Origin of the sequence: Bradyrhizobium sp. CB82 (genome assembly GCF_029714405.1) — a bacterium.
Classification (GTDB): domain Bacteria; phylum Pseudomonadota; class Alphaproteobacteria; order Rhizobiales; family Xanthobacteraceae; genus Bradyrhizobium.
The window spans coordinates 4,008,685-4,025,602 of sequence record NZ_CP121650.1; the positions used below are offsets into that span (position 1 = coordinate 4,008,685).

Genomic DNA, 16,918 nt, shown 5'->3' on the forward strand with positions numbered 1-16,918 from the left:
ACCAATAGCGATGACGCGCTGGATCTGATGCGGAGGACGCGAACCAGACCCTTCGTCTAGCACAGTCCGCTCCTTTGTTGACGACGGCCTGCATGGCGAAGGGCATCGTCGGCTTTGTCACAGACGTGGGCGTCCGCGACGGCCTGGCGATCCGCAAACGTGGATCCAACGTCTTCTGCTATGGCTTGTTGAAAGGCACGGTCAAGGAGACGCACGGGGATGTCCAAATAGTGTCGTTGCCTTTCAAAGTCATCGCGAAATAGCCACAACAGGCGGGCTAGGTCTGCCTCAGTCAGAAAGACGCATGGGACCGCTACGATGTTCTGGAAAATCGTCCCTCGTTTTGGGAGCCGCCATCTATATCGCCGCATTTTCTCAAGCGCGCAGCAGAGCGCGGAGTTCGACGCGTGCATGGCCCAAGCCGACGGCGTTTCCTCAAAAATGTTGGAGTGCGGCAAAGCCGAAATCGGTAAGTGGGATGTGAGGCTGAATGCCGCCTATCAGACCCTTCTGCATGGGTCCGCGGACAAGATGCGAGCGCAACTGCAGCAAGAGGAGGACCTGGCTCAAACATCATTTGAGTGAGACCCACCGTCTGACCGTCAAGCCTCGCTACTCGACAAGATTTTGCATGGGGCAAAGGCGGGCGATCTCCCGTTCGAAAGACCAACGCTGTTCTCACTTGCTGTGAACCTCAAAACCGCAAGAGCGCTCGGTATTGAAATGCCGGCCTTTCTCGTTGCCCAAGCTGACGAGGTGATCGAATAGGTCACCTATTGCAGCGCATGAGTCCGGCAGTGGCCCATCGCTTCAATTGGCACAGTGCAGGAGTAGGTCTAATGCTGGGGGCAGAGGGACATGGCTGGCCAACTGCAAGAATGTCGGGATTGACCCGAAACCGAAGTCGAGTCTGCTGAGCGTTACTCGATCAGCAACATGCCACGCTTGTTATGCCCATCCAAAGTATTCATTGCATCGAACAAGCGCGTGCGCTTCACAAGCCATGGACGGTAATCGCGATTGACGTCCAGAACGAAAACCAGATCCTCCTTTTCTAGATATCCGCCTATCGGAGAGTGATGGCCGGCCCCCGCTCCAAAGATCACCTTCCGATCGAAATTAACTATGTAACGGCGGGCTGGATCATTGGAGCGCTTCAGATGTTCTCGGAATTCTTCTGCACTCATGTCCCGAAGTACGGTCACGCTGCGACGTGTCTTAGCGCGCGCGAGACCAGCAAGCTCATCTAACGTCAAGCCCATGATGCAGAAACCAGTCCAGCAAAGTCCTGTTCCGGCCAAAACGGACCTTTCGCTTGTGGCATCCTCGCCGAACGAACGAAATACGTTGGCTAGACTGGACGGGCCGCAAAGAGAAGCGTTGGCCTGCCAAGAAATCTCATGCCCAAATGATGCGGCAGCCGGCAACCTCCATGCCCGTTCGACAGCATTCTCTGTGTGGATCACCGATAACTCAATTGCCTCTGGGCTGACCTTTGTCCGGCTTACGACAATTCCCACACAGCCCAGGGCGAGGACGATCGAGATCATCGCGGCGGCGAATGCGGCTGTAACCTTGGTTTCTAACCTCATTGCGGCGCGAGCCCCTAATACCGGATCGTTTCCGGCCTAAAACAATTGGCCTTAATGTCCTGATAGGCAGCTGGTGTATAGGGTACATCAGTTGCGCGACGCGGCGACAGGATATAGCGGCTCGTGGCCCATCAGCGAAGTGGCGACGCCCCTCACTGAGGTCAGCTCAATGGGGCGTGCAGCGCTGGTGAAGGGCTCGGCCAAGTCTGGTCCTTCCGCCAAATCGCCACACCACGGATGCGCCGTCCCGGATATTTCGGATCTTCTCGGAACGATGACACGGCAGACAGGATTTCGCCTTCTATTTTGAAGAAGCGAACTTGTTCCGTCCCGATCCAGGCCGGCCGCCATGCCTCGACGGGCCGGCGCAGCGGAGAACCGACCTAGGGCACGTTGACTGGTGGCATAGGTGCGGTCGGGCGCGGCACGAAATCGGTTTGGTGCTGGCCTCGTGCGGCCAACATGAGCGCAAAAGCGACAAAGAGAATCAGAAGTTTTCGCATCGCGCGCCGTCAAATCAGGGCATAGCCACCATGACGGCAAGGGCAGTCTCGCCGTTTCCCGGACCGCCTGACGCAAAATAGAACGCAGCAAGTGCGATTGCTGCCAAGACGCCATAACCAGCGGTGATCCATCCCTCCTAGTTTCGCGTCGCCTGCACTCATGAGGTGGTGTGGGTATATGCTGTCGTTGCCATGACCTGAATCCTCCGAGATTCGGCGTATTGAGATGACGGCGAATGGCACTCTCGACTGTGAGATGTGTCGGATGTTAGTGGGTAGATCGAATGTCGGTGCGCAAGGTGGCGTGTTGTTCTATGCCGCCTGACATGGTCATGCTCTGGTAGACACCAATGGAGGTCGCGCCACCCAGGAAGAATAAGCAGATGTAGAAGGCCAGCACGGCTTTCGCCCAACGCTTGCGAGTGATCCCGTCTTCGCAAGTGCTCGCAGAAGGGTCGTTCAGCGAAAAGCCATGGGTAACGTGTGCGGAATCCTCACTAAAATAGTCCATAGGGAAGCCCGCTGGAGTTAGTTCGAAAGCCCTTACTTTCCGACAACTCGGAAAGTAGTTCGCCGCGGCATCACTTCTTCACACCGCGCACATCACTCAGAGGCACACAAGGCCTGCCAAGTGCTTCTCTGCGAGCTAGGCCTTGTCAAGCCGACGGTGAGTTGACTTGGATCCAGCGAAGCCTCAGCAATTTTCAGTGTTTTCGCACGTGGAGTTAGAACCGCGATCTGATGGGGAGAAGCCGGCATTCCGTCTAACGTTAGCGTCGGCGCAACCGTGCTCTCCTCCACGTGGGCCGAGCCCAGCAGTGCTACTTGATGCCGCGAGATCGGGAAGCCCGTAAGTTCAAAAGTTGGGAGGCGTAATGCGCACGCGTCGGCGTGAGTGGTCGCAACGCCACAGACGGCGGCAATGGCAGTCATCATTAAGAACAGGGTTTTCATGGGACTCACCCTCTTGAATTGGAGGTATTCCCACTGCGAATTCCAAGCTCACGTTAGCCCGGGGCCCCCGACGCACCATGTGAAGCTGTTCACTATGGGTCCTGAAAATTCGGCAAAAGGTTCATCCGATCGCGCACTCGATAAAGGTCAGTACGGCTGCATTTCATGAGCAAGGCTTGGAGCCTTGATCGGCAGTTGGGCCATTAGCCCACCCGGCAGGCGTTTTTCGTCGAAGACTATTGGATCGTTGGGCATCCCGCGGATCGGACGCCTCGTGGATCGACATCTCGGTTCGCGGCGACGTAGTCGATCTCGCCGCGCGAGATACCGATATCTTGGAGCGCCATGTCGCTCAGGTCTGACAGCCCGGCCCGAATCCGTCGGCGTTCGTGCGATTCGCGAAGGGCAGCGCGGCAACTGGCGAGCAGGCTCAGCACAAGTCGAACCGGCGCGAAGGTCGTTCTCGACGCGGACAAGTCGTAGGTTGTAGCCATCTGAATCTTCCCGGTATCGGCCTCCGAAAAGGCAAGCATGCCAGGCCCAGCAGGATGCGCTTGATATCCCGCTTACGTTTTCCTTACCGGCCGCTTATTCTTTCGGCTTCCAACGGTGCTGAATTACGTCAGGCGATCTGTGAGGTGGCTCAAGGAGCGGTATCGTGCGCTATTTCTTCGAGGACTACGCCCTCGACACCGATCGGCGCGAGCTCCATCGCGGTTCTAATGTCGTCCCGACCGCGCCGCAGGTCTTCGATCTGCTCGACTATCTGATCCGAAACCGGGAGCGGGTCGTCAGCAAGGACGACCTCGTGAATGCCGTCTGGAATGGACGTATCGTTTCCGACATGGCGCTGACGACCCGTCTCAATGCGGCCGAAGCGCGATCGGCGATTCCGGCGAGGAACAGCGCCTCATCAAGACGTTGCCACGAAAGGGCTTTCGTTTCGTCGGCGTCGTCCACGAGGAGGATCGCTCGCCTACTGTCGGGACGGCCGCACCTACGGCTTCATCAGAGCCCGCACTTGCGCCTCCCAACAAGCCCTCGATCGCCGTATTGCCGTTCGAGAATATGAGCGGCGATGCCGAGCAGCAGTACTTTGCTGACGGCATGGTCGAAGAGATCATCACGGCTCTTTCACGGTTCAAATGGTTGTTTGTCATTGTCCGAAACTCGAGCTTCACATTCAAGGGCAGGGCGGTCGATATCAAGGAGGTCGGGCGCAGCCTTGGCGTCCGCTATGGCCTTGAGGGGTCTGTGCGCAAGTCGTCGGGGCGGCCGGAGAACCTGACGGCCTATGATTTCTACCTTCGGGCTTTGCCGAATTATTATGCGTCGACCCGCGAAGGGTTAGCCGAGGCGATAAGGCTCACTCATAGCGCCCTGAAGCTGGATCGTGTGGTCGATGCCCGGCCAACTCAGGTTCTAATTGGTCTCGATCCCTGATTTGATCTTCCAGTTGCCGCTCGGCCTGTTCGGCAAGAAGATCGTATTCCTCGGCCATCTTGATCAGCCGGGCTCTGGTAGCCGAGGCTCTGGTGCGTTCCGCTTTGGCGCGCGTCTGGGCTGCGCGTTGCAGCCAGTGGCTTGGGCTCGAGAGATCGCGCGACATCGGCTACGGAAGCTACCTCATTTTCAATCGACCTACAGAAGTCTGCGATTCGGTTCCAAATGAGGCATGGGGAGCGCCAGCGTAGGCGAGAGAAGGTTGGCTAACAGCCGTTAACCGCATTCGCGCTAGTCGATTTACCTCATCGAAAGCGCGGTCCGCTACAAAGGCTCCTGGGATTACAACCCACAGGGGTAGAAAATGATTTTGGTAAAGCGCTTCATTGCAGATGAAAACGGTGCCACGGCGATTGAATATGGGCTGATTGCAGCCGGTATCGCGCTGGCGATCATCACGGTGGTCAACGGTCTTGGCACGAGCCTAAACGACAAGTTTGGCTCGATCAGTAGCTCGCTGAAATAATCGGCCTAGCCGCCCGGAATAGCACCTGCGCGCCGGTGAACGGTCATACGCCGTTCGCCCTTTGCGCTGCTGGACGATGCCGTCTATTGCGGCGCAGCCAGTAAAGGAAGCGCATCAAGTGGATCTCAGCCGCCCCTGCGTTAACAGGATGGTCGGAACTTAAGGGCGCGTCGATGATCAGCGTCCGTGAATACCAAGAGCAGCTTCTCGCGACCTTCAAGGACCGTCTTGTTCGCATCGAACGAGGCGAAGTCTGGGGCAGCAACCATGCCGACCCATATAGCGCCGAGGAGCAGGCGACCGAAATCCGGCGCATCAAGGCGGCGATTACTCTCCTTGAGCACGACTTGGGACGTGGACACTGAGCCATCGCGCGGCAAAGGCGCCGTGTGTAGACGCCGGACCGCGCACGAGCTACTGCCAGTGGAAAAGCAAATCGCACAGGGAGCGCAACCGCCAGTGGTGGCGACGCATCGTCGGCGACTGTCTCGATATTCTCGAAACGGGACGCTGCCGGGCTCGAAATGCCAATCCCCCCGGCAGCGCCTTGTCTCAAACTGGGCGCTGAAGGGCAGTGGCCGAGCCGGCGGACTTCGTCTGGTCGAAGCGCATCTGATTTCACGCTTCCGGAGCGGGCAGCAGAAGGCCTCAGCCGGTCAGCCCCGGGCGGGGGTCTTTTCGTTCCCTCGCGGCGTATTCACTGTATCGGGAAAAACCGGCAGTCGAGCATGGCAGCCTCTCACCTACACTTAATTGCCAAATGCCGGTCCTAATTTGCCGGCACGGGTGTCGTCACCGGGCCTCCATCATAGTTCGCGGTCCATCGTTGGACGGTTGCGTTCTTGACCTTGATCCCGAACTTTTGCCGGCCGCCGCGGTAAGGCCGATCGCGATGTTTCGAGACCAGACCCTCGAGGCCCATCCGGTACGCGGCCCGGAATAGATCTGGGCCAATCTCGCCGCGCTCGAAGGGCGCCACGGTGATACCGGCCGGCCGGCTCGCTGGAAGCTGCTCCAAGTTGGTCTTGCGCATGTGCAAGGGCAGGGCGCGCAGGTCGTCGCCACCCATGGCCAAAAATGTCGAAGGCGTAGAGCTGGACCTCGTGATCGTGCTTGCGGCAGTGCAACGCGTTGAAATCGGAGATGCCGTCGACGCCGAGCACCACGGCCTCATGCTTTTGCCGGAAGTTCAGCGCGTCCCATTAGCCGAAGCTTAGGCACTCCTCGGGCATTTTTCGATAGTAGCCCATTCGCGAAAGAGGTATTGTCATACATCACCGGCCGAGGCTCTGTTCCGTAGGCGTCGGTGGCTGAGAGACCGATTGCGCTCCCGCCTGCATAGAAAAGGGGGAGCCGGTCATGGACCAACCTTCAATCCACATTTGGTTTGAGGAGCTTGCCAAGCAAGCGCGCGAGATGTCAGCGCGATCCCGTGAAGTTCTTAGGACAGCTACGGCGGACACGTTCTTGGGTCGGAAGACTCAGGAGCCGTTTCCAGAACAGGACCCGATAGGGCGCGCGGATATCCAAAACCTAATGCACAGCGAACTACAGCCGCCTAGTGCCAAATGAAGCAAGGCCGCCTCAGTTGACAGGCTCACTGGAACTAGTGGCCACCTAGCACTTTGGTCACTCGTAGCCGAGCGACGGTGTAGCCGCTGTTGAGGTTATGGGCCCGGCCTCCTAGGCGCCGGGCCCGCTCATTTTGGGCCGCTGGCCTTGAGCGAGTAGAGGAACGGCGCGTTGATCTTGTCGATATGGATGCGGCCGTCCTGCACGGGCTCGATGCCCGAGTCAGGCCAGCGATCGCGCTTAGCTCTTGCCGGGGGCTCGATAGTGGCTCGCTGCTTTGGAAGCCCTTTCGGCCACATTTTTGAATTCAGCGCCGGTCCAAGCTCTTGCAGTTTTCACGTTAGATATTGTGCCTGCCGCCACCGCTGCCAACATTGCGGCGATGATGGATTCGGACTCGTTCGCCTCAGAAATGACCATGAAGTCGCTGTCGCCGGTCGTGAAGTAAAAGCTGATGAGCTCGCCACCAGCACCCTCAATCAGCTTGCGTACAGCCGGCTCTCTGTCCTCGGGTGCGCTAACCAATCCCTTGGCATAACTCTCGGTGAAGCAACCACGCGTGACCAGCCTGATCATAACGCTCCTCCATTGATTTTGAGCTTATTGCAACCGATACAATTCATCTCATCGACCCAGAGATTTTAGTCTCGCCTCGGGAGGTTTATTGAGATGGATCAATCCAACAGGGGAAATCCCATCCGTCGAACAGCGCACGGGGCCTCGATTCCACGCCCAGAGCTCCTGAAGAGGAGAGCTCCCCGATGTCAGGGTACCTTCTGAGCCAATTCGACGTTCAGGTCTGCAGGATTTGCCGTATGTCGACTGGTTCCGCAGGGCCGTCGCGCACGTCGAGCGCCTCTTCGATGTGGTGCAGGTGCTCTTCCATCAGGTCAGCAGCACGTAGTTTGTCGTCGACAGCGAGCGCGTCGAGCAGGGTGTCGTGCTCGGCTTCCGAGCAAGTGCGCGCACGGCTCGATCCGTAGAGGCCAATAATCAGCGAAGTGCGTGCTACCAGTTCCTCGAGGTATTTGGTCAACACCGAATTGCCGGCGATTTCTGCGAGCCGAATGTGGAATTGCCCGGATAGCCGTATGGACTCGCGCCGGTCGCCGCGGGCCTCCGCTGCGGCTCCGGCGCGGGAGTTCGCCCTTAATTCGTCAAGGGCGCGCACGTCAATCCGGTTCGCTGCGGACAGCACCACCGAGCGCTCGATTGAGCGACGTGCTTCGAAGACCTCGCGCGCTTCGGTTGCGCTAGGGCTGCTGACATAGGCTCCACGATTGGGATGTAGCGTCACTACGCCCCGACCCGCCAGCACCACCAGGACGCGCCGGATCTGCGCACGGCTGGCCTCGAACGCCTCGCAAAGCGCATTTTCGGCAAGCTTCGCACCAGGGGGAAGCTTGTGCTCCATCACCGCAGCAAAGACGCGTTCGACAATCGCGCTGTCGGCAAGGGGCCGGGGAAGGTGAGTGAGCTGGACCGTCATTCGTCCGCTATGCCTTCCCATACTTGCTCGCGCACCGTCGCGCATCGTTCGGCGCTCGGTCTGGGGACGAGAGTCCGCGCCCGCTCTTGGGGGCGAGACCGAAAAGTGATGATCATCTCTCCATTGTGTGTACGAAGTATCCAAGATTGTCAACAATCAACCTTTTTCATGTTGATAATCCCACTGCCTTCATGCATCGTCGTCGCCAAGCAAAACTCCGCTCGCGCGCCGGCACCGGCGCGCCCGTCGGCCACCAGAGGGAGGGAAAGACCATGAAACATAGCGCATCCTTGTCTCGTGCCGCCCTATTGGGTCTAGTTTCTGCGCTCGGCGTTGCTACGGCGGTCACAACCGCTGAAGCTGCGAACAAGGTTCTCAAGGTCGGCTTTGTCGGTGTGACCAGCGGTCCCGCTGCCGCGTGGGGCACCTCGAATGTTCGTTCGATGCAGACGCTTGCCGCTTGGTGGAACGAGCAGGGCGGGGTCAAGATCGGTAACGAGACGTACGATATCAACGTCGTTACCTTCGACGACCAGAAGGATCCCAAGCGCGCCATCGCCGGCATGGAGAAAATGGCGCAGGAAGGCATCCACTATGTCGTCGGGCCGAACGTCGATGACGGCGCCGCAGCGGTCCGGCCAGTGGCCGAAAAGGCTGGCATCATCTATTTTCCCTATGCCTTCCCGAAGGCGCTCTACACTAAACCCGCTTCGAATGCAGTCCTGGGCATGGTGGCGAACTACCAGTCGGCTCCCTCCATTTACAAGTATCTGAAAGAAAACAAGGGCGTGAAGACGGTAGCGTTCGTCTGCGCGAACGAATCCGATCCCATCAGTCAGCGCGACGGCGGCGTCCTCGCGGCCAAGGCGCTGGGCCTGAATGTGGTAGCCGACAAGGACACCTATGAGAACGACACACGCGACTTCACGCCGGTGCTGACGCCGATCGTGAAACTGAAGCCGGATCTCCTGGTGTTGTCGGGTGTGGCACCGGCGAACGCGCCGCTGTTGATCCGCTCGGCTCGCGAGCTCGGCTTTGAAGGGATTATCTCGACCGAAACTGCGCAGGATGCCAAGGTGCTTGAGGAAGGCGCGGGCGAGCTGGCCAACGGCTTCATCTCGGTGGGTGGCGCCTCGACGCCGGAAATCCGCTCGAAAACGATGGAAGAATTCATCGACCGCTATACCAAGAAATTCGGCGAGTATAACGACGAGTCGAACACCAAGGTTTATGCGCTGCAGTATATTGTCGACACGCTGAAGGCAGATCCGAAGGCAATCGACAACGTCGATGAGTTCAAGAAGGAAATGGACACGTTTTCAGCGCCCAATCCCTATCTTAAGGACAGTTCGGCGACCCTGCACTATGTCGGAACGACGTCCTTCGGGCAGAAGCGCCAGCTCGCGGTGCCGCTGGTCGTGAACCAATACAAGGATGGCAAGTTCGAGACCCTGTTTGTTGCGAATGTCGACTGAACACGCCTGCTGGCGTCTTCATCCGGTCCGTCGACGCCCGAGGGCATGCGCCTGAACAACAAGCCGGGGCGAGTTGCGTCTGATCTGAATGCGACTTGCCCCGGGTGGTCGGCGGCGACGGCACGAGCGTCTGAACGAAGTCCCTCCTGCGGAGAGCGGTCGTGGAGCAAGTCGTCGCCAACGGGCTTTATCTCGGCGCACAATATGCGCTGATTGCGCTGGGTCTGACACTGATCTTCGCCTTGATGAACGTGCTCAATTTTGCGCACGGGCAGATGTATGTGCTCGGTGGCTTCGTCACCTATGAAATCTACGGCCAACTGCGTTTGCCCTTCGTCGTTGCGCTGTTTGCTTCGGCGATTACGTTGGCAGTTCTCGGCGGGCTGATCGAGCGGTTCCTGTTTCGAACCGTCATCAGACGCAGCGTCCGGGAGGAGAGTACGATGCTGCTGGCGGCCGGCATCGCCTATTTCCTCGATGCCGTCATCCTCCTGCTGTTCGGCGAGAAGCAGCGTGGCGTCCCGAAGATCGTCAATGGCGTGCTGCGGGCTGGCGATATCATCATGCCCTATGACCGCATCGTCGTTGGGGGCTTGGCCGTTCTCTTCATCGTCGGCTTCATCCTGATGATGCAATACACCAAGCCGGGGCGGGCGATGCGCGCGCTTGCCCAGGATCGCATCGCCGCGCAACTCATGGGCGTGCCGGTCGAGTTCTACTCATTTCTTGGCTTCGCGCTCGGAGCCATGCTTGCCGGTCTTGTTGGCGGGCTTCTGGTGACGATCACAGGCGTCAATTCCGGCATCGGAGGGCCGATATCGCTCAAGGCATTCCTGATGGTGATGATCGGCGGCGCCGGCGTCGTTGGCGGAGCCATCGCCGGCGGCTTCATCCTTGGCATGCTGGAGTCGGTCGGCTTGACCGTCCTGCACGCCTATGGCGACATCACCTATCTCGTCATCTTCGCGGCTCTGCTGATCTTCCTCGCCATCCGGCCGAATGGCCTGATGGGCAAGCCTTGGGGCTGAGCCGATGTTTCGCCCGTTGCGCCTGGTCGCCATTGCGGTCTTCATGCTGGTGGTCTTCCTCGCCGTTCCCTTGGCGATCAAGGCGGCAGGCCGCACCGATTTCTACTACACCCTGAGCTCCGTCGCCCTTCTGGCAATCGCCAGCAGCGGGGTCTGGTTGATGTTCTATATCGGCCGCATCAACATCGGCCAGGGCGCCTTTGCACTGATGGGCGGTTATGTTTCTGCCATCCTGGTCGCCTCTGCAGGCATCTCCTTCTGGCTCAGCCTGCCGCTTGCCGGCCTGTTCTGCGCCGCCGTTAGCGTCCTTGTCGGCCTGCCGATCCTAAGACTGCGCGGCGTCTATTTCGCCATGGTGACGCTGGTGCTCACCGAAGTCGCGCGGCTCCTCGCTTTGGCGCTGCCGATCACCAATGGCGCCAAGGGTATCACCAGCATTCCCGCTCCCGGCGGGATCGCCGCCTTCGGCGTCACGCTCGTTCCGGCCTTCGATGCCTTCGCCGAACGCAACATCGCTTTCTACTATTTGTCGACGATCATGATGACCCTGTGCTTTGCGGCGCTCTACCGTCTCGTACATTCACGCATTGGCAGGATCTTCGTCGCCATGCAGCAGAATGAGGAGCTGGCCTCCTCGATGGGCATCAACGTGCCGGCGATGCGCATTCTTGCCTACGCTATCTCTTCGTTTCTCGGCGGCGTGGCCGGTGCGATCTTCATCGCCATTGCGCAATCGATCTACCCCTCGAGCTTCACTGTCAACGACAGTATCAATTTCATGCTCAACTGCTTCGTCGGCGGCCTCGGCTATGTCTTTGGGCCGATGCTCGGTACGCTGGTTCTGTATTTCGGATGGGATCTTCTCTTCGCGATCGGCCAATATCAGCTTCTGATCTATTCGGGCGTGATGGTCGTCTTGATGCTGGTGTTGCCGAACGGGCTTCTAAGCATCCGTTTTCACTCGCGGCGGCGGAGCTGGCACAAGACATGACGCCGATCCTCCAGGTCAAAGGCCTGACCAAGCAGTTCGGCGGCCTCGTTGCCGTCAACGATGTCAGCTTCGACGTCCAGCCGAACGAAATCCTCTCGGTCATCGGTCCGAACGGCGCCGGCAAGTCGACGATCTTCAAACTGATCTCATCCTTCCTGAAGCCGACGCGCGGTGAAGTCCTCTTCAAGGGCGAGCGCATATCCGGTCTTGCCCCGCACATCGTGGCGCGAAAGGGCGTGGTCCGTACCTTCCAGGAGACGACGATCTTCAAGGGACTGACGGCTCGTGATAGCGTCATCGTCGCCCACCATCTGCGTTCACGTGCCAGCCTCATCGGCTATTATTTCGAGACCAGCCTCGCGCGTCGCGACGAGGAGGCGTTCGGCCGCTCCAGCGACGAAATTCTCGACTTCCTCGGCCTCGGTGAGGTGAAAAGCGAGATTGCCAGCAACCTGCCTCACGGGCATTTGCGTGCCCTCGGCATAGCAATCGGCCTCGCTGCCAGCCCGCAGGTGCTGCTGCTCGACGAACCCTTCGCCGGCATGAACCACGAGGAGACGCGCCACGCCGTCGAGCTTGTGCGCGCCGTGCGCCAGCGCGGCGTCACCGTGCTTTTGGTTGAGCACGACATGGCTGCGGTGATGAAGATCTCCGACCGTATTGTCGTGATCAATTTCGGCTCGAAGATCGCCGAAGGCACTCCTGCGCAGATTCAGCAGAACGATAGGGTGATTGAGGCGTATCTCGGCATCGAAGACGAAAGCATAGGGCTCTGAGCATGCGCGCGCTGCTGTCCGTGAGCGAGGTCGAGCTTTATTACGACCATGTCTATGCGCTTAAGACCGTGTCGGTGGAGGTGCAGGAGGGCGAAACCGTCGCGCTCATCGGCGCCAACGGCGCAGGTAAGTCTTCGATCCTGCGCGCCATTACCGGCCTGCGGAAGATAGCGAAGGGCAAGATCGAATTCGAGGGACGACGTATCGACGCCCTGGGGCCGGAGGCGATCGTCAAGCTGGGTATCGTCATGGTTCCAGAGGGACGGCGGGTCTTCCCGCTCATGAGCGTGCGCGACAATCTGATGATGGGCGCATTTTCGCGCAGCGACCGCGCCGAGGTGCGCAACTCGCTGGAACGCGCACTGGAACGGTTCCCGCGGTTGAAGGAGCGCTTGTCCCAGCCGGCGGGCACGATGAGCGGCGGCGAGCAGCAGATGCTGGTGATAGCTCGCGCCCTGATGGCCAAGCCGAAGCTGCTACTGCTCGACGAGCCTTCGCTGGGCGTCGCACCGAAAATCGTACAGGACATCGCCCGCTCGATCGTGACCATTAATCGAGACGAAAAGGTGAGCGTGCTTCTCGTCGAGCAGAACTCGCGCATGGCGCTGCGTGTTTCCAACCGCGCCTATGCCTTGACGACCGGGAAGGTGGCGCTCTCCGGCGCCTCAGCCGACCTCATCGCGGATGAGCGCGTCAAACACCTCTATCTTGGTGGCGACCTCTGAGAAAGCGATCTTCATCCCATGCGCATCCACATCATCAATCCCAACACCACCGTTTCGATGACCCGGAAGATTGAGGCCGCGGCTCGCACGGCAGCTTCGCCTGGCGTTGATATCCTGGCCGCTAACCCAACCTATGGCCCGCCCAGTATCGAGGGCTATTTCGACGAGGCGTTTTCGCTGCCGGGCCTTCTTGAAGAGATCGGCAAGTGCCGCGACGCCGACGCCTTCATCATCGCCTGTTTCGACGATACGGGCCTCGAAGCCGCGCGCTGTGTCGCGGATGTGCCGGTCATCGGCATTGGTGAGGCTGCGTTCCACGTTGCGAGCCTCATAGCCCACAAGTTCAGCGTCGTCACCACACTTGCCCGCTCGCTCGCGCCGATCGAGCACAACCTCGTCAAATACGGACTCGCGGCGCGTTGCGCGCGGGTGCGGGCCTCCAACGTGCCGGTGCTCGCGCTCGAAGAGCCGGGCTCGCAGGCGCGCCGCACCATACAGGACGAGATCGAACGCGCGCTCGCCGAGGATAGCGCCGAAGCGATCGTGCTTGGTTGCGCCGGTATGACGGATCTCGCGCGTGATCTGGAGCGGGCGGTTGGTGTCCCGGTTCTCGACGGCGTGGCCTGCGCTGTGGCGCTTGCCGAAGGCGTTGCGCGCTTGGGGCTGCGCACCTCCAAGCGCAACACCTATGCCCCGCCGCTCGCGAAGAACTATTCGGGTTCCTTCGCACCCTTCTCGCCACGCGGGTGAAGTGAAGCCGCCGAGGTTTGCGGTGCCCGGTAGCAAGCGCGGTCGCTGTGATAGGCCAGCGAGCCGGGTTGCCAACCTCGACAGGATCGCGGCGGCGAGCCGTCCCTTCCGTCGTGCCGGGCTGTAGCGCTGGAATTCAAGCTTGTGAGCGTCTTCTTTTGGATCAGCCGATCGCGCCTAAAAATCCGAAACCCTACCAACCGCAAAGCCGGCGAAGCGATCTGGCCTGTAGGGCTTCGGATCGACGATCGGCGCCGCTCCGGTCACGATATCCGCGACCAGGTGCCCGGAGCCTGGGCCGATACCGAAGCCGTGGCCGCTGAAGCCCGCGGCTACTATCAAGCCGGGCAGGCTCGAGGCCTCTCCGATGGCCGGCACGCCGTCGGGCGTCGAGTCGATGTAGCCGGCCCATGCAGCCGTGATTTTCGTGTCCCTCAGTGCCGGCAAAAGTTCGAGGGCGCGCCGATGCGTGAGTTGAATCGTGCTTCGATCGGGAGCCGGATCCAGGATGCGAACACGCTCCATCGGCGTCGGGCCGTCGAGCCGCCAATGGCGGAGCGTTTCATGTCCCGATCTTACGCCCTCGAGGCCGCCGGGGAGCAGGCTGCGCCAGCGCCGCAGGAACATTGGGAGGAATTGCGGGGCGAAGCGGAGTTGCTGCGCAGTCGGATCGACGCGCCCTCGACCACTGATGGCGAGCGTATATCCGCCATCGCCGCGTTTCGTCACCGAAACGCTGAAAGTATGCATTGCATCAGGTAAGCCCTTCACACCCTGCGATACCGAAAGGATGGATGAGCGGATCGACGCGAGTGGAAGGCGGATGCCGGACTGGTGGCAGAAGGAGGAGGACCACGCCCCGCCTGCCAGTATGGCGACCTTCGTGCGAATCGTGCCGCGCTCGGTCACGACCGCACTCACGCGACCGCCTTGGGTCTCCAGTCCACGTGCCGCGCACATCTGGTGCACTATGCTTCCAGTTTTGAGAATGGCCCGCGCGACCGCAGGTGCCGCATTGGCGGGATCGGCGATGCCGTCGCTCGCCGAGAAGACACCGCCCTTCCAGGCCCGCCCGGTAGCTGCCCCACGGGAAGTCGCTTCGGTCGCATCGAGCATGCGAGTGCTGACGCCGACGCCCCGAGCGAAGTCGCGCCAGTGCGCCCAGCCCTCAAGTTCGGTCTGGTCGTTGCTGAGGTAGAGGAGGCCGCAGCGAGAGAAACCGGTGTTCTCACCGCTTTCAGCGCCAAACCTCTCCCACAGGTCCAGGCTTTTGGTCGCCATCGGCAGCTCTCGGGCATCGCGGTTTTGCTGCCGGCACCAGCCCCAGTTTCGGCTGGATTGCTCGGCTCCGATCCGACCCTTCTCCACGAGAGCGACCCTGAGGCCCCGCATGGCGAGATAGTAGGCGGCGAAGACCCCGACGATCCCGCCTCCGATGATCACCGCGTCGGCGCTGTCGGGGAGATCCGGCGATGTCTCAATGTGGCTGAGTGGTGCGGGCATCCTGCGTTCCTGATTTCGGTAGCTGCATCCTAAGCCGCGCGTCGGCGCGGACGGCACCTGGATTCGATAGTGGTCCAGCATTTTATGCTGTATCCTCTGTGTGCTGCAAAATGGCGTTCTGCCCGAACGATACTCCTCAGTGATGGATAGGGGCCGAAGCAGAGATAAGCTTTTAGCTCACGTTACCAAATTTTCTGCTGTGCGTTGCACTAGCATGACAGTTGCATTTTTCGTCTGAGGTGAGCGCGGCGAGCGTCGGCCTGGTGAGCTCGCCGCCAAAGCGACCATGCGAGAACACGGTCGATCGAGATGCGCCGTTGAGCGAGCTTGATAGCGATGCGACGGATTTCCTGGATCGACCAGCGGATCAGGAACGATGTTTGGTGCGCCGGCGTCGTGTTTTTTTGAGTGCTGGCTCAGCGTTGGCCCGATGACGGATGACGGCCATCATGGCAAAGGCAAGCATGACGAGTGAGACATGGCGATGCCAGCCATGCCAGGAGCGAGTTTCGTTGTGATCAAGACCGAACTCGTTCTTGGCAGTTTCGAAGCTGTCCTCGATGGCCCAGCGATGGCCTTCCACCGACACCAGCTTCTGGATGGAGGTGCCCTTGGGGCACCATGTGGAGAAGAAGGCCAAGCTGCCGTCGGCAATGTTGCGGCGGATCAGAAGACCCCGCGTCCATTCCCCGGCAAGGTCGTCGTTGTATTCACTGGCTTCGAGATCGGCCAACTCGAGATAGGCCCAGTCGTGCCAGCGCGGACCTTTGGTCCCTTCGCCGGACGACAGGTGGTGCCAGGCCTTCTTGGGAAGACTCTGCGCGATCGCGGCGGCGGTGCCGGCGACAGGCTGCTGCTTGCCCCAGGAACGGAACACATGATTGGACGCAACACCCAGAACATAGCCTTTGCCCGCCTTGCGCAGCAGGGTTTCGATCTCGCCCGTGCCATACACGCAATCCGCCGCCACGAACGAGAACGGCACCTTTGCGGCGGTCGCGCGAGCGATCATTCGACGCGCGATCTTGGGCTTCGTCGCAAAGCCCACACCGCTCGGGACATGCGCTGCCTTCAGGCGAGCGGGGTCGTCCGTCCATTCCTTTGGCAGGTAGAGCGCCCGGTCGACGAAGGCATGGCCATGCCGCGACACATAGGAGGCGAACACTCCGATCTGGCAATTGGTGATCTTGCCCGCCGAGCCAGTGTACTGGCGCGCGACCCCGCACGAGGCCTTGCCCTGTTTCAAAAAGCCGGTCTCATCGATGACCAGGACCGCGTCCTCATCGCCAAGCGATTCCAGCGCGTACTCGCGCACAATGTCGCGCAGCGCGTCGGCGTCCCAATGCCCTCGGCCCAGAATCGCCTGCTGGCGCCACGGGCCTGGATCGCCAGCCGCCTCCGCCCGCATCCAACCCGTCTTGCGCGGTTCGTTGCCCAACAGTCCGTCGAGAAACTGCCACGCCGAGGCCGCGACCCGCTCCTGCGTAAACAGCGGACGGATGCGTTGCTTGGCATCTCGCACCGAGGAAGCCCATAGCGTCAGCGTATCTTCAACCGACGCACCACCAATCATCAGATCCCGAATCATGGT

Annotated in this window: 20 protein-coding genes and 1 pseudogene; 13 read left to right on the top strand and 8 right to left on the bottom strand. The window is 60.2% G+C overall.

The window, feature by feature from the left end:
- The first annotated feature begins 92 nt into the window (after positions 1 to 92).
- From QA640_RS19185 to QA640_RS19195, 3 genes are read left to right on the top strand one after another with little or no spacing between them, the layout of a single operon-like run.
- On the top strand, positions 93 to 263 hold the full coding sequence (locus QA640_RS19185; protein ID WP_283042150.1) for a hypothetical protein: 171 nt from the start codon (positions 93 to 95) through the stop codon (positions 261 to 263).
- Positions 264 to 318: 55 nt separating this feature from the next.
- Positions 319 to 585, top strand: a complete 267-nt coding sequence (locus QA640_RS19190) for a lysozyme inhibitor LprI family protein (protein WP_283042151.1) — start codon at positions 319 to 321, stop codon at positions 583 to 585.
- A 42-nt stretch (positions 586 to 627) separates the two neighbouring features.
- Positions 628 to 768: a hypothetical protein gene (locus tag QA640_RS19195; protein WP_283042152.1), complete on the top strand. Its 141-nt coding sequence runs from the start codon at positions 628 to 630 to the stop codon at positions 766 to 768.
- Positions 769 to 920: 152 nt separating this feature from the next.
- Here QA640_RS19195 and QA640_RS19200 read toward each other — a convergent pair whose 3' ends face one another.
- The 3 genes from QA640_RS19200 to QA640_RS48335 form a co-directional block, all read right to left on the bottom strand.
- Positions 921 to 1,550 (bottom strand): phytochelatin synthase family protein, encoded by a 630-nt coding sequence (locus QA640_RS19200; RefSeq protein ID WP_283042832.1) that lies wholly within the window; start codon positions 1,548 to 1,550, stop codon positions 921 to 923.
- 813 nt (positions 1,551 to 2,363) lie between these two features.
- Positions 2,364 to 2,606: a hypothetical protein gene (locus QA640_RS19205; protein WP_283042153.1), complete on the bottom strand. Its 243-nt coding sequence runs from the start codon at positions 2,604 to 2,606 to the stop codon at positions 2,364 to 2,366.
- A 679-nt stretch (positions 2,607 to 3,285) separates the two neighbouring features.
- Positions 3,286 to 3,582 (bottom strand): DUF1127 domain-containing protein, encoded by a 297-nt coding sequence (locus tag QA640_RS48335; protein ID WP_349253734.1) that lies wholly within the window; start codon positions 3,580 to 3,582, stop codon positions 3,286 to 3,288.
- A 125-nt stretch (positions 3,583 to 3,707) separates the two neighbouring features.
- Between QA640_RS48335 and QA640_RS19210 the strand changes: the two are divergent.
- From QA640_RS19210 to QA640_RS19220, 3 genes and pseudogenes are all read left to right on the top strand, one after another.
- Positions 3,708 to 4,315 (top strand): annotated as a pseudogene (locus QA640_RS19210) (winged helix-turn-helix domain-containing protein); the annotation flags it as partial.
- 541 nt (positions 4,316 to 4,856) lie between these two features.
- Positions 4,857 to 5,018: a Flp family type IVb pilin gene (locus tag QA640_RS19215; protein ID WP_283042154.1), complete on the top strand. Its 162-nt coding sequence runs from the start codon at positions 4,857 to 4,859 to the stop codon at positions 5,016 to 5,018.
- Between the two features lie 173 nt (positions 5,019 to 5,191).
- Complete coding sequence (locus QA640_RS19220) at positions 5,192 to 5,383, top strand: hypothetical protein (protein ID WP_283042155.1); 192 nt, start codon at positions 5,192 to 5,194, stop codon at positions 5,381 to 5,383.
- A 404-nt stretch (positions 5,384 to 5,787) separates the two neighbouring features.
- Here the strand turns inward: QA640_RS19220 and QA640_RS19225 are convergent, their stop codons facing one another.
- Entirely contained in the window at positions 5,788 to 6,087 is a 300-nt protein-coding gene (locus QA640_RS19225) for a hypothetical protein (RefSeq protein ID WP_349253735.1), read from the bottom strand.
- On the opposite strand from QA640_RS19225, the gene QA640_RS48340 reads away from it, so the two are divergent.
- Positions 6,086 to 6,235 (top strand): hypothetical protein, encoded by a 150-nt coding sequence (locus QA640_RS48340; protein ID WP_349253736.1) that lies wholly within the window; start codon positions 6,086 to 6,088, stop codon positions 6,233 to 6,235. The two genes, QA640_RS19225 and QA640_RS48340, sit on opposite strands and share 2 nt — an antisense overlap.
- 595 nt (positions 6,236 to 6,830) lie before the next feature.
- On the opposite strand, the gene QA640_RS19230 is transcribed toward QA640_RS48340, so the two are convergent.
- Both QA640_RS19230 and QA640_RS19235 read right to left on the bottom strand, forming a co-directional pair.
- Positions 6,831 to 7,166 carry a GYD domain-containing protein gene (locus QA640_RS19230; protein WP_283042157.1) on the bottom strand — a complete coding sequence of 112 codons (336 nt, stop codon included), beginning with the start codon at positions 7,164 to 7,166 and terminating at the stop codon, positions 6,831 to 6,833.
- 217 nt (positions 7,167 to 7,383) lie between these two features.
- Positions 7,384 to 8,079, bottom strand: a complete 696-nt coding sequence (locus QA640_RS19235) for a GntR family transcriptional regulator (protein ID WP_283042158.1) — start codon at positions 8,077 to 8,079, stop codon at positions 7,384 to 7,386.
- Positions 8,080 to 8,351: 272 nt separating this feature from the next.
- Between QA640_RS19235 and QA640_RS19240 the strand changes: the two genes are divergently transcribed.
- From QA640_RS19240 to QA640_RS19265, 6 genes are all read left to right on the top strand, one after another.
- Positions 8,352 to 9,554: an ABC transporter substrate-binding protein gene (locus QA640_RS19240; RefSeq protein WP_283042159.1), complete on the top strand. Its 1,203-nt coding sequence runs from the start codon at positions 8,352 to 8,354 to the stop codon at positions 9,552 to 9,554.
- Between the two features lie 161 nt (positions 9,555 to 9,715).
- Positions 9,716 to 10,582, top strand: a complete 867-nt coding sequence (locus tag QA640_RS19245; protein ID WP_283042160.1) for a branched-chain amino acid ABC transporter permease — start codon at positions 9,716 to 9,718, stop codon at positions 10,580 to 10,582.
- A 4-nt stretch (positions 10,583 to 10,586) separates the two neighbouring features.
- The gene (locus tag QA640_RS19250) at positions 10,587 to 11,573 is read left to right on the top strand and encodes a branched-chain amino acid ABC transporter permease (protein WP_283042161.1); all 987 of its coding nucleotides are present in this window, start codon (positions 10,587 to 10,589) and stop codon (positions 11,571 to 11,573) included.
- Complete coding sequence (locus QA640_RS19255; protein WP_283042162.1) at positions 11,570 to 12,349, top strand: ABC transporter ATP-binding protein; 780 nt, start codon at positions 11,570 to 11,572, stop codon at positions 12,347 to 12,349. Before QA640_RS19250 ends, QA640_RS19255 begins: the two co-directional genes overlap by 4 nt.
- Positions 12,350 to 12,351: 2 nt before the next feature.
- Complete coding sequence (locus QA640_RS19260; RefSeq protein WP_283042163.1) at positions 12,352 to 13,074, top strand: ABC transporter ATP-binding protein; 723 nt, start codon at positions 12,352 to 12,354, stop codon at positions 13,072 to 13,074.
- 18 nt (positions 13,075 to 13,092) lie between these two features.
- Positions 13,093 to 13,824: an aspartate/glutamate racemase family protein gene (locus QA640_RS19265; protein WP_283042165.1), complete on the top strand. Its 732-nt coding sequence runs from the start codon at positions 13,093 to 13,095 to the stop codon at positions 13,822 to 13,824.
- A gap of 177 nt (positions 13,825 to 14,001) precedes the next feature.
- Here the strand turns inward: QA640_RS19265 and QA640_RS19270 are convergent, their stop codons facing one another.
- Both QA640_RS19270 and QA640_RS19275 read right to left on the bottom strand, forming a co-directional pair.
- Entirely contained in the window at positions 14,002 to 15,327 is a 1,326-nt protein-coding gene (locus tag QA640_RS19270; protein ID WP_283042166.1) for an FAD-binding oxidoreductase, read from the bottom strand.
- 367 nt (positions 15,328 to 15,694) lie between these two features.
- A complete protein-coding gene (locus tag QA640_RS19275) occupies positions 15,695 to 16,915 on the bottom strand; it encodes an IS701 family transposase (protein ID WP_283042818.1) in 1,221 nt (406 codons plus the stop codon).
- Positions 16,916 to 16,918 lie beyond the last annotated feature (3 nt).